The sequence below is a fragment of the Pantoea sp. C1E2 genome, from assembly GCF_056491465.1.
In genome coordinates this window covers 4,088,639-4,101,505 of the sequence record NZ_JBSZHT010000002.1, presented here as the reverse complement: position 1 = coordinate 4,101,505, position 12,867 = coordinate 4,088,639, and the positions used below count along the sequence as shown (strand labels likewise).

The 12,867-nt window shown below is 55.3% G+C and carries 10 protein-coding genes; 9 read left to right on the top strand and 1 reads right to left on the bottom strand.

Annotation, left to right across the window (positions count from 1 at the left end; all coding sequences use genetic code 11):
- The first annotated feature begins 167 nt into the window (after nt 1-167).
- From mreB to tldD, 7 genes are all read left to right on the top strand, one after another.
- A complete protein-coding gene (gene mreB / locus ACXI0A_RS19425) occupies nt 168-1,211 on the top strand; it encodes a rod shape-determining protein MreB (protein WP_007891976.1) in 1,044 nt (347 codons plus the stop codon).
- Between the two features lie 145 nt (nt 1,212-1,356).
- A complete protein-coding gene (gene mreC, locus ACXI0A_RS19420; RefSeq protein WP_100703248.1) occupies nt 1,357-2,382 on the top strand; it encodes a rod shape-determining protein MreC in 1,026 nt (341 codons plus the stop codon).
- On the top strand, nt 2,379-2,867 hold the full coding sequence (gene mreD / locus ACXI0A_RS19415) for a rod shape-determining protein MreD (RefSeq protein WP_034830875.1): 489 nt from the start codon (nt 2,379-2,381) through the stop codon (nt 2,865-2,867). Before mreC ends, mreD begins: the two co-directional genes overlap by 4 nt.
- A gap of 8 nt (nt 2,868-2,875) precedes the next feature.
- Nucleotides 2,876-3,469 (top strand): Maf family protein, encoded by a 594-nt coding sequence (locus tag ACXI0A_RS19410; protein ID WP_224934013.1) that lies wholly within the window; start codon nt 2,876-2,878, stop codon nt 3,467-3,469.
- A complete protein-coding gene (gene rng, locus ACXI0A_RS19405) occupies nt 3,459-4,928 on the top strand; it encodes a ribonuclease G (protein WP_097119476.1) in 1,470 nt (489 codons plus the stop codon). The genes ACXI0A_RS19410 and rng overlap by 11 nt, the downstream gene beginning before the upstream one ends.
- A 47-nt stretch (nt 4,929-4,975) precedes the next feature.
- The gene (gene yhdP / locus ACXI0A_RS19400) at nt 4,976-8,794 is read left to right on the top strand and encodes an AsmA2 domain-containing protein YhdP (protein ID WP_476150822.1); all 3,819 of its coding nucleotides are present in this window, start codon (nt 4,976-4,978) and stop codon (nt 8,792-8,794) included.
- A 64-nt stretch (nt 8,795-8,858) separates the two neighbouring features.
- Nucleotides 8,859-10,304: a metalloprotease TldD gene (gene tldD, locus ACXI0A_RS19395; protein WP_224934010.1), complete on the top strand. Its 1,446-nt coding sequence runs from the start codon at nt 8,859-8,861 to the stop codon at nt 10,302-10,304.
- 234 nt (nt 10,305-10,538) lie between these two features.
- Here tldD and aaeR read toward each other — a convergent pair whose 3' ends face one another.
- Nucleotides 10,539-11,456 carry an HTH-type transcriptional activator AaeR gene (aaeR, locus tag ACXI0A_RS19390; RefSeq protein ID WP_224934009.1) on the bottom strand — a complete coding sequence of 306 codons (918 nt, stop codon included), beginning with the start codon at nt 11,454-11,456 and terminating at the stop codon, nt 10,539-10,541.
- Between the two features lie 258 nt (nt 11,457-11,714).
- Between aaeR and aaeX the strand changes: the two genes are divergently transcribed.
- Both aaeX and aaeA read left to right on the top strand, forming a co-directional pair.
- Complete coding sequence (aaeX, locus tag ACXI0A_RS19385) at nt 11,715-11,918, top strand: p-hydroxybenzoic acid efflux pump operon protein AaeX (RefSeq protein ID WP_021508145.1); 204 nt, start codon at nt 11,715-11,717, stop codon at nt 11,916-11,918.
- A gap of 9 nt (nt 11,919-11,927) precedes the next feature.
- Complete coding sequence (gene aaeA, locus ACXI0A_RS19380; RefSeq protein WP_476150823.1) at nt 11,928-12,857, top strand: p-hydroxybenzoic acid efflux pump subunit AaeA; 930 nt, start codon at nt 11,928-11,930, stop codon at nt 12,855-12,857.
- Nucleotides 12,858-12,867: the final 10 nt, after the last annotated feature.

Genomic DNA, 12,867 nt, shown 5'->3' with positions numbered 1-12,867 from the left:
TTAGCGCTATTTTACGGTGGCCAGGGATAAGCGAATCGGCCCAAAAAATTATTCAGCGTATTTTTTCACCGAAGCAGAACGTTTTTGCGCCTTGTAGCGGCTTCGCGTGGTTGGTAAAGTAGGCGGATTTTATTTTCCGCCCCCAGCTTGCAGGATTATCCCTTAGTATGTTTAAAAAATTTCGTGGCATGTTTTCCAATGACTTGTCCATTGACCTGGGTACTGCGAATACCCTGATTTACGTAAAAGGACAAGGCATCGTGCTGAACGAGCCTTCCGTGGTTGCCATTCGTCAGGATCGTGCCGGTTCGCCAAAGAGCGTTGCGGCCGTGGGTCATGACGCGAAGCAGATGCTGGGCCGTACCCCAGGCAACATCGCGGCAATCCGTCCTATGAAGGATGGCGTTATCGCCGACTTCTTCGTGACTGAAAAAATGCTCCAGCACTTCATTAAACAAGTGCACAGCAACAGCTTTATGCGTCCAAGCCCACGTGTGCTGGTCTGCGTACCGGTTGGCGCCACTCAGGTTGAGCGTCGCGCTATCCGTGAATCTGCACAGGGTGCAGGCGCGCGCGAAGTGTTTCTGATTGAAGAGCCGATGGCCGCCGCAATTGGTGCGGGCCTGCCGGTCTCAGAAGCAACCGGTTCGATGGTAGTGGATATCGGTGGTGGTACCACTGAAGTCGCCGTTATCTCATTGAACGGCGTGGTCTACTCTTCTTCTGTACGTATCGGTGGTGACCGTTTCGATGAAGCTATCATTAATTATGTGCGCCGCAACTATGGTTCACTGATTGGTGAAGCCACTGCGGAACGTATCAAACACGGAATTGGTTCTGCCTATCCGGGTGATGAAGTACACGAAATTGAAGTGCGTGGTCGTAACCTGGCTGAAGGTGTACCGCGTGGCTTTACGCTGAACTCCAATGAAATCCTCGAAGCGCTGCAAGAGCCATTGACCGGTATCGTGAGTGCAGTGATGGTCGCGCTGGAACAGTGCCCGCCAGAACTGGCTTCTGACATCTCCGAGCGTGGCATGGTACTGACCGGCGGTGGCGCACTGCTGCGCAACCTGGATCGTCTGCTGATGGAAGAAACCGGTATTCCGGTGGTCGTCGCAGAAGATCCGCTGACCTGCGTCGCGCGCGGCGGTGGTAAAGCGTTGGAAATGATCGACATGCACGGCGGCGATTTGTTCAGCGAGGAGTAAATCCTCATCGGCTGAGACCGTGGTCAAATTGCGCAGGGAGTCGCGCCTATCGACGCTGCGCACGACGGCGAGATGCGTCCAGCCCTGGAGGCGTTAGTCACAAGACTGACGCTTCTTCCCTGATGTCGAGGAACACGCAGAATTTATGAAGCCGATTTTTAGCAGGGGGCCTTCCCTGCAGTTGCGTCTCTTTCTGGCAGTCATTGTGGCTATCGCGATTATCATCGCTGACAGTCGCGTGAGCTCCTTCTCCCAGATCCGCAACTACCTGGACACGTCGGTAAGTCCATTTTATTTTCTGGCCAATGGGCCGCGACAGCTTCTTGACGGCGTCTCAGAAACGCTGGCTTCACGCCAGCAGCTCGAGCTGGAAAACAAAGCGCTGCGCCGTGAGCTCTTCCTGAAAAACAGTGACCTGTTGATGCTGGGGCAATACAAGCAGGAAAACGCACGTCTGCGTGAGCTGCTCGGCTCACCGCTGCGTCAGGATGAGCACAAGATGGTGACCCAGGTGATTTCAACCGGCACCGATCCGTATACCGATCAGGTGGTTATCGATAAAGGCAGCGTGAACGGTGTTTACGAAGGCCAGCCGGTGATCAGTGATAAAGGTGTAGTGGGTCAGGTGGTGGCTGTCGGTCAGGTGACCAGCCGCGTACTGCTGATTTGTGATGCCTCGCATGCGTTGCCGATTCAGGTGTTACGTAACGATATTCGCGTGATTGCGGCGGGTAACGGCTGTAGCGAAGATCTGCAGCTGGAACATCTGCCGGGCAACACCGACATTCGTGTCGGCGATGTGCTGGTGACGTCTGGCCTTGGCGGACGTTTCCCTGAAGGCTATCCGGTTGGCGTGGTCTCTTCAGTGAAAGTCGACACCCAACGTGCTTATACCGTGATCCAGGCGCATCCGACCGCAGGCCTGCAGCGTCTGCGTTATCTGCTGCTGTTGTGGGGCTCGGATAAGAATGGCGACATGCCGATGGCACCGGATGAAGTTCACCGCGTGGCGAATGAGCGTCTGATGCAGATGATGCCGCAAGTCTTGCCGCCAGCAGGCGAAATGGGCCCACCGGCACCGGACGTGGCACCGCAGATGGGGCCGCCAGCACCCGCTAACAGCAGTCGTTCGCAAGGGATACCAGCGAACACACGCGGAGGCCAGCCTTGAGTCGATATCGCAGCCAGGGCCGATGGGTTATCTGGCTGTCCTTTCTGATTGCCCTCATTCTGCAAATCATGCCCTGGCCGGAACAAATCTACATGTTCCGGCCTTCATGGCTTTTGTTGATCCTGGTTTACTGGGTTCTGGCATTGCCGCACCGCGTTAATGTTGGCACGGGCTTCTTTTTAGGGGCCGTAATGGACCTGGTGGCCGGTTCCACGCTGGGTGTGCGCGCGCTGGCGTTCAGCATCATCGCGTATCTGGTGGCCTTCAAATTTCAGCTATTCCGAAATCTGGCGTTGTGGCAGCAGGCATTAATGGTTATGGTGCTGTCGCTCGCGGTGGATGTGATTGTTTTCTGGGCTGAATTCCTGGTGATCAACGTCTCATTCCGCCCGGAAATCTTCTGGAGCAGTGTGGTCGACGGCATTCTATGGCCCTGGCTATTCTTATTAATGAGAAAGATTCGCCGTCAGTTCGCTGTTCAGTAAGGAAGACTATGATAAGCCTGTATCTCGCATCCGGTTCACCGCGTCGACGTGAACTGCTCACGCAGCTTGGTCTGCAGTTTGAGCGTCTGATCACCGACGTCGAAGAGTTGCGCCAGCCTGAAGAAGCGGCGGAAGCCTATGTTCGCCGTCTTGCTGCGGACAAAGCGCGCGCAGGCGTGGCGGTCGCACCCCAGGATTTACCGGTGCTGGGTGCAGATACCATCGTGGTGCTTAACAACGAAGTGCTGGAAAAACCACGCGATGCGGCTCACGCGGCGCAGATGCTGAGTCAACTTTCCGGGCAAACGCATCAGGTGATGACCGCCGTCGCGCTGGCAGACAGTGCGCGCGAGCTGGATTGCCTTGTCACGACTGACGTGACATTCCGCAATATCACGGCAGAAGAAATCTCGCACTATATTGCCAGCGGCGAGCCGATGGACAAAGCCGGCGCGTACGGAATACAGGGTCTGGGCGGCAATTTTGTCCGCAAGATTAATGGAAGCTATCACGCCGTAGTGGGATTACCGCTGGTTGAAACCAATGAGTTGCTGAGCCATTTTCAGTCACTGCGTGCGTTAAGGGGACAAGATGACGGCTGAGCTGCTGGTTAACGTTACACCTTCTGAAACCCGTGTTGCCTATATTGATGGCGGCATTTTGCAGGAAATCCACATCGAGCGCGAAGCACGGCGCGGTATCGTGGGGAATATCTATAAAGGTCGCATTAGCCGCGTGTTGCCCGGTATGCAGGCCGCGTTTGTCGATATCGGCATGGATAAAGCCGCCTTCCTGCACGCTTCTGACATCATGCCGCACACCGAATGCGTGGCGGGTGATGAGAAGAAAAATTTTGTGGTGCGCGACATCAGCGAGCTGGTGCGTCCCGGCCAGGATTTGGTGGTACAGGTGGTGAAAGATCCACTCGGCACCAAAGGTGCACGACTCACCACTGATATTACGCTGCCTTCGCGTTATCTGGTGTTTATGCCAGGTGCATCGCACGTTGGCGTTTCACAGCGCATTGAAAGCGAAGCCGAGCGTGACCGTCTGAAAGCCGTCGTGGCGGCTTACTGTGACGATCTCGGTGGCTTTATTATTCGTACTGCTGCCGAAGGCATCTGCGAGGAAGACCTGGCGCAGGATGCTGCCTTCCTCAAGCGTCTGTGGACCAAAGTCAGCGAACGCAAGAAACGTAACCAGACGCGCTGCCTGTTGTACGGTGAGCTAGCATTAGCACAGCGTGTGCTGCGCGACTTTGCCGGCGCGGCGCTGGATCGCATTCGTGTTGATTCGCGTCTGACCTGCGATCTGCTGGTGGAGTTTACCGGCGAATATATCCCGGAAATGGCCAGCAAGCTGGAGCTGTACAGCGGTAAACAACCGATCTTCGATCTGTTTGATGTCGAGAACGAAATTCAACGCTCACTGGAGCGTAAAGTTGAACTCAAGTCGGGCGGCTACCTGATCATCGATCAAACCGAAGCGATGACCACCGTCGATATCAATACCGGCGCGTTCGTTGGGCATCGGAATCTCGACGAAACCATTTTCAACACTAATATTGAAGCCACGCAGGCGATTGCCCGTCAGCTACGGTTGCGCAATCTCGGCGGCATAATCATTATCGATTTCATCGACATGAGTAATGACGATCACCGTCGCCGCGTGCTGCATTCACTGGAAAGTGCGCTAAGCAAAGATCGGGTAAAAACCGGCATTAACGGATTCTCGGCGCTCGGTCTGGTGGAAATGACGCGCAAGCGCACGCGTGAAAGTATTGAACATGTGCTCTGTGCCGATTGTCCGGTGTGCAAAGGGCGCGGCACGTTGAAAACGGTGGAAACGGTCTGTTATGAAATCATGCGCGAAATCGTGCGTGTGCATCATGCTTATGATTCGGATCGCTTCCTCGTCTATGTTTCCCCGGCGGTGGGTGAGGCATTAAAAAGTGAAGAGTCACATGCGCTGGCTGAAGTGGAAATCTTTGTCGGTAAGCAGGTTAAAGTCCATGTTGAGCCGCTCTATACTCAGGAGCAGTTTGACGTCGTCATGATGTAAGTCGTGAGGTTGAACGCCGTTATCCAACGGGAAGCAAGGAGAGGTGTGTGAGGCGGTTGCCGAGGATTTTGTTACTGCTGCTCGCCGCAATCATCGTTATTGTGGCGCTGCTAGTCAGCGGGTTGCGCCTCGTGATGCCGCATCTCAACAGTTATCGCAGCGACATACTGCAGACGATTTCACGCGTCAGCGGTGTGACGGTGGACGCCAGCGAATTGCAGGGGAAATGGGAAAACTTTGGCCCAACCCTGCAGGTGCGCAATCTCAATATTTCGATGCCGGATGACGGCAAGCTCACTATCGGCCGCGTGAATCTGGCGCTCAACGTCTGGCAATCATTGCTGCACTGGCGCTGGCAGTTCCGCGATCTCACCTTCTGGCAGCTGCGTCTCGAAACTAATCATCCACTGTTTACCAGTGACCAGCAGAAAAACAGCTTTAAACCAGCGCATATTAACGATCTGTTTCTGCGACAGTTTGACCACTTTGACCTGCGTGACAGCAGCATCCGTTTTCTTACGCCCTCTGGTCAGCATGCCGAGCTGGCGATCCCACGGCTGACCTGGCTCAACGAAAGCACGCGTCATCGCGCGGAAGGGGAAGTCAATCTCTCCAGCTTTACTGGCCAGCACGGTGTGGTGCAGGTTCGTCTCGATCTCAATGACACCAACGGATTACTCAACGATGGCCGCATCTGGATGCAAGCGGATGACGTCGATGTGCGTCCGTGGATCGGTCCGTGGCTGCGCGACAATACCAGTTTGGAAAGTGCCCGCTTTAGCCTGGCCGCATGGGTCAATCTGCGTGATGGCGATGTCTATGCCGGTGACCTGCTACTGAGCAAAGGCGGTGCGCGCTGGCGCGGCGAGCAGGGCGACCATCAGCTGCAGGTGGATGGCTTAACCGCGCATCTGGCCCGTTTCCAGAATGGCTGGAGCCTGTCGGTGCCACAAACTCGTCTCAGCACCGATGGTGTGGCGTGGGCGCCGGGTCATTTCTCCCTGTTATGGAAGCCAGACGATCAACAGATGCTGGGCGCCAACAGCGGAGCAGAAGTGCGTGTCCGTGCCACACAGCTGGATCTGGAGCGTCTGGCTCCGCTAGTGCCGTTGCTCAAACCCCTATCACCTGCGTTACTGGACAACTGGCGTGCATTGCAGCCGCGCGGCAACATCGATGCGCTGGCGCTGGACATTCCGCTCAATCAGCCAGAACAAACCCGACTGCAAGCCAAATGGCACAACCTGGCGTGGCAGCATTGGGAGCTGTTGCCGGGCATCAGCAATTTAAACGGCACTGCCAGCGGCAGCGTGAATAACGGTCTGCTTGATGTGGCGATGGGACAAGCGGATGTGCCTTATGGCGATATGTTCCAGGCTCCACTACAAATCAAACAGATCACCGGCAAGCTGAACTGGCAGCGTGATGCCAGCGGCCTGACGCTGGACGGTCAGAATCTTGATGTTCAGGCACGTTCCCTGTGGGCGCGCGGTGATTTCCGTTATCAGCAAAATATCGGCAAAGCACCCCAGCTGGATATTCTGGCGGGTATTCGCGTCACCGATGCGGGTGATGCCTGGCGCTACTTCCCGGAACCGCTGATGGGCCACGATCTGACCCATTTCCTCAGCGAGTCGATTAAAGGCGGGAAAGTGGACAATGCCACGCTGTTGTTCGCCGGTAATCCCAGCCTGTTCCCGTTTAAGCACAATGACGGCATGTTCGAAGTCTGGGTGCCGCTGCGTCAATCCACTTTCCAGTTCCAGCCCGGTTGGCCAGCGCTGGAGAATCTCGATATCGACCTCGATTTCGTCAACAACGGTCTGTGGATGAAAGCCGAGAAAACGAAACTGGGCGAAGTGGATGCACGTAACGTCAGCGCAGTGATCCCGGACTATCTGAAAGAGAAGCTAATCATCAATGGCGGTCTCAGCGGTCAAGGCAAGCAAATCGCTGATTACTTTGAGCAAACGCCGCTGAAATCGACGCTAGGCGCAGCGCTGCAACAGCTGCAAATCGGCGGCAATGTGCTTGGTTCGCTGAATCTCGATATTCCGTTGGATGGGGAACTGGTGCACGCCAGCGGTAATGTAGTGATGAACAATAACAGCTTGCACATCAAGCCGTTAAACACCACGCTGGAAAACCTCACTGGACGTTTCCGTTACAACAACGGCAATCTCGAAAGTGAACAGATGCAGGCTAACTGGTTTGGTCAGCCTACCGGCGTCAGTTTTACCACCACCGAAAACCCTGACAACTTCGGCGTCAACGTGAAACTGCTGGGTGACTGGCAGCCGTCGAAACTGAAAGTGTTGCCGACCAGCGTCAGCAGTCAACTGAGCGGCAGTCTGCCATGGCAGGGCAATGTCGACATTACGCTGCCACACAAAGGTGGCGCGACCTATAAAGTCGATTTGCAGGGCGATGCAAAAACAGTAAGTAGTCACTTACCTGCGCCTTTGGATAAGCAGGCGGGTGAAGCGATGCCCATCGCCATTAACGCCACCGGTGACCTGAAAGGATTTACGCTGAGCGGTAGCGTGCGTGAACACAACCGCTTTAACAGCCGTTGGATTCTCGAACCTCAGCTGCGCGTGGATCGCGGCATCTGGCTCAACGATGCGAAAAGCACGCCGAAGCTGCCAGAAAAGCGCGGTATGGAACTCAATTTACCGCCGCTGGATGGTGAAGCCTGGATGGGACTGCTGGCAGGTGGAGGTGGTTCGCGCAATGCTCAGGGCGAAACGGAAGTGGGCGGTGCACTGCTGCCGGGTGATGTGACGCTGCGTACACCGGCACTCACACTCGGCGGTCAGCAGTGGCATGACGTCAATGCCACTGTCACGCAAGGGCCAACCGGCAATACGCAGCTTCAGCTGGAAAGTCGCGAAGCGCGTGGCAGTTTGCAAACCGCACAGCATGCGCCCTGGCAGATCGACCTCAGCTATCTTTACTACAATCCAGAATGGGCGAACAGCAGCGATAGCAGCACCTCGCCGTTGGGTGGCAACAGCAGCACTGTGGACTTCAGCAGCTGGCCAGCGCTGCAGCTTAACTGTGATGAGTGCTGGCTGCGCGGTCAGAAGTTTGGTCATATGCAGGCCAGATTGCAGCCGCAGGGAGATACGTTAGCGCTTACTAACGGTAGCGTGGATTCCGGAAGTGCGAAGCTCAATATTAACGGCGAATGGGTCAATAAACCGGGCAATCAGCGCACCTCATTAAAGGGCAGTCTGAGCGGGAAAAACATCAATGACGCCGTCAATTGGTTTGGGATGAATACCCCACTACGTGACGCGCCGTTTAACGTGGATTATGACCTGCACTGGCGTTCTGCCCCGTGGCAACCTTCAGCGGAAACGTTGAGCGGCACGCTGAAAACCCATTTTGGCAAAGGCCAGATTGCGGATGTGAATACCGGGCGTGCGGGGCAGCTGCTGCGCCTGATGAGCTTTGACGCCCTGCTGCGTAAGCTGCGCTTCGATTTTAGCGATACCTTCAGCGAAGGTTTCTATTTCGATTCGATTAACGGCACGGCGTGGATCGAAAACGGGGTAATGCACACGGATAACCTGTTGGTAGATGGCCTTGAAGCGGATATCGCCATGCAGGGCAAAATCGATTTGGCGAAGCGCCAGATTGATATGGAAGCGGTGGTCGCGCCTGAAATCTCTGCTTCGGTGGGTGTGGCGACGGCCTTTGTGGTCAATCCGGTGATTGGTGCCGCGGTGTTTGCCGCCAGTAAAGTATTGGGCCCGTTGTGGAATAAGATTTCGCTGCTGCGTTATCACATCAGCGGACCGCTGGATAAACCGGAAATCAATGAAGTGCTGCGCAAACCGCGCGAAGACGACAAGAAGTGAATTTGACGCCGTCGGGGAATTGCCGCAGGCTATGACTATCCGAGCACATAATGAGTGAGAAACGATGACTCTGAATCTGGTAAGTGAGCAGTTACTAGCTGCGAACAGCATTAATCAGCAGGACCTTTATTCCCTGTTAGGGCAGCTTTCAGAACGTCGTCTGGATTATGCCGATCTCTATTTCCAGTCCAGTTTCCATGAATCCTGGGTGCTGGAAGACAAAATCATTAAAGATGGCTCTTACCACATCGACCAGGGTGTCGGTGTGCGTGCAATCAGCGGTGAGAAAACCGGTTTCGCTTACGCAGACCAAATTTCCTTGAACGCCCTGCGCCAGTCTTCTGAAGCCGCGCGCAGCATCGTGCGTGAGCAAGGCAATGGCAAAGCGCATACGCTTTCTGCCGTGATTAACCGTTCGCTGTATGCGCCGATCAATCCGCTGGACAGCCTGACGCGTGAAGACAAAATTGCACTGTTGCATCGTGTTGATACCGTGGCTCGTGCTGCTGACCCGCGCGTGCAGGAAGTGAATGCCAGCCTGACCGGCGTCTACGAGCAGGTGCTGGTGGCGGCGACCGATGGCACACTGGCAGCGGATATCCGCCCACTGGTGCGTTTGTCGATCAGCGTGCAGGTGGAAGATCAGGGTAAACGTGAACGCGGCTCCAGCGGCGGCGGCGCGCGTACTGGCTATGAATTCTTCTATGCCGATGAAAACGGTGATGTGCGTGCCGATGCATGGGCGCGTGAAGCGGTGCGCCTGGCGCTGGTGAATCTTTCTGCCGTGGCCGCACCTGCGGGTACCCTGCCGGTCGTGTTAGGCGCTGGCTGGCCGGGTGTGCTGCTGCACGAAGCGGTAGGACATGGTCTGGAAGGCGATTTCAACCGCCGTGAAACTTCGGTCTTCAGCGGTAAGATGGGGCAACTGGTGGCCTCTGAACTCTGCACCGTGGTCGACGATGGCACCATCGAAGGCCTGCGCGGCTCACTGGCGGTGGATGACGAAGGCGTGCCGGGCCAGTACAACGTCTTGATCGAAAACGGCGTGCTCAAAGGCTACATGCAGGACAAGCTCAATGCGCGTCTGATGGGCGTGCCGCCAACCGGTAACGGGCGTCGTGAATCCTATGCGCATCTGCCGATGCCGCGTATGACCAACACCTATATGCTGGCGGGTAAATCTACACCGCAGGACATCATTTCCAGCGTTGAATACGGGATTTATGCGCCGAACTTTGGCGGCGGCCAGGTGGATATCACCTCGGGCAAGTTTGTGTTCTCCACCTCAGAAGCCTATCTGATTGAAAACGGCAAAGTCACCACGCCGGTGAAAGGCGCCACGCTGATCGGTTCCGGTATTGAAGCGATGCAGCAGATCTCGATGGTGGGTAACGATCTTGCGCTGGATAAAGGCGTTGGCGTGTGCGGTAAAGAGGGTCAGAGCGTGCCGGTCGGCGTCGGTCAGCCAACCCTGAAGCTGGATAAAATCACCGTCGGCGGTACCGCGTAATCATTCCTGGTGCGCATCAATGTGCACTCTCTAAATGACGGCACCGTCCTCTGTAGGGGCGCTATTTATGGCGTCCTCCAATGCCAGGAGCGCATGAATGCGCCCCCTACAAAAACCTCACCGAACCCGTAGGGGCGCCATTTATGGCGTCCTCCAATGCCAGGAGCGTATAAATGCGCCCCCTACAAAAACCTCACCGAACCCGTAGCGGCGCCATTTATGGCGCCCAGACCGTCAGCCTTTCCGATGCTGCTGATACTGCTGCGCCACCTGCTTAAAGTACTCGGTAAGATAATCGATACACACCTGCACCTTCAGCGGCATCTTGTCTTTCTCGGTATAGAGCGCATACACCGGACGCGGTTCTGAGTGATATTGCGGGAACAGAATGTCGATCTCTCCAGCGTTAATCTCATCAATCACCCACATCAGCGGCACATAGGCGATACCGCAACCGGCTTTCAGCCAGCGAATCAGCGTTTGTGAATCATTGGTAACGAAGCGTCCTTGCGGCGTCAGTCGCGTCACCAAACCTTCCGGCGCGACCAGTTCAAAGGTGTTATCCGGGCGAACGCTATATTCCAGCCATGAAAAATTATCGATCTCGCCCGGCTTTTCTGGCGTACCGTGTTGCGCCTGATAACTCTTAGCGGCGCACACGACCATCGGCATCGCGCCCAAACGGCGTGAAAACAAGTTGGAGTCTTGTAAAGCACCCACGCGAACCACGAGATCTAAGCCGTTGGCGATCAAATCCGGCGCGGGAATGCCGGTGACCAGATTGACACTCAGGCCAGGATATTCGCGCAGCATATCGCTGGTCATCGCGGACAACACATTTTGCGCCATGGTGGATGAGCAGCCAATACGCAGAATACCAATCGGGGTGTTATTGAAGGCATACAGCTGTTCATGCACCTGTGATGCCTCGGCCAGCATGCGGCGGCAGCCCTGATAATAGATCTTGCCTGCTTCGGTCAGGCCAATACTGCGGGTGCTGCGATTTAACAATTTGACCTGCAGCTCATCTTCCAGTTTGGCGACAATTTGGCTGATTGACGAAACGCTGAGATGAAGCTGACGTGCCGCGGCGGTAAAAGAACCTAATTCAACCACTTTGGCGAAAATGGACATGCCTTTAAGTCGTTCCATTGTTTACTCTGGCTAAAAAGTGATTTAGCTCACAATATGTAGAAAACGTATAGTCATGCGCGTTACTATACGCACGCTGGGTCTGTTCACCGCACCTTAACACGGCTGTGTTTACTCGATGATACGCTATCATTAGCTCAACGCGGCCTGAATGTTGCCATCAGTCTCTCAATCACCCCCTGATTCTCAACCCGACGTGCCACGCGGCATGAGGGCAGGTATCGGTGCAATCCGGCAAGGTCGAACTAAGGAACCGTAATGAGTGTGCTCCCGGTATTTGTCGTATTCGGGCTGAGCTTTCCGCCCATCTTCATTGAACTACTGGTTTCGCTGGCGCTGTTCTGGCTGGTGAAACGCGTGCTGACGCCCAGCGGAATTTATGACCTGGTGTGGCATCCGGCACTTTTTAACACAGCTTTGTATTGCTGCGTGTTTTACCTTGTATCCCGTCTATTCGTCTGAGGTTTTTAAGTGAAAGCGCTCATAAGAAAAATCGCGCGTTACGCGATTACAATCCTGCTGGTTATCATCGCAATCGTGATCATCTTCCGCGCCTGGGTGTTCTATACCGAATCGCCCTGGACGCGTGACGCCAAATTCTCCGCTGATGTCGTAGCGATCTCGCCAGACGTCACCGGCCTTATCACTGACGTGCCTGTGCACGACAACCAACTGGTGAAACAGGGCGACACGCTGTTTGTCGTGGATCGTCCGCGCTACCAGAAAGCACTGGATGAAGCTCAGGCGGATGTCGAATATTACCAGGCATTGGTCAACGAAAAACGCCGTGAAGCGGCGCGCCGTAATCAACTTGGCACCAGCGCCATGTCGCGTGAAGCCATCGATCAGGCTAACAACGATCTGCAAACCAGCGAACATCAGCTGGCGAAATCGGTGGCAACACGCGATTTGGCGGTGATCGACCTGGATCGCACCACCATCAAAGCGCCTTCAGATGGCTGGGTCACTAACCTCAACGTTTATCAGGGCGAGTTCATCACCCGTGGTTCCGTTGCCGTGGCATTGGTACAGCAACACTCATTCTATGTGCTGGCCTATATGGAAGAGACCAAGCTGGATGGCGTACGTCCTGGCTTCCGCGCTGAAATCACCCCGCTGGGCAGCAATGTCGTATTGCGTGGCACGGTGGACAGCATTGCTGCCGGCGTGACCAACAGCAGCAGCAGCGTGGACAGCAAAGGCATGGCAACCATCGACTCCAACCTTGAATGGGTGCGACTGGCGCAGCGCGTACCGGTGCGTATTCATCTTGACGATCAACCAGGCAACCGCTTCCCGGCGGGCACCACCGCCACGGTGGTGATCACCGGTGATAAAGATCGTCAAACCAAAGTCTCGCCGTTGACGCAGTTCTTTAACCGCCTGCGCGAGTTTGGTTAAGCGAGGCCGT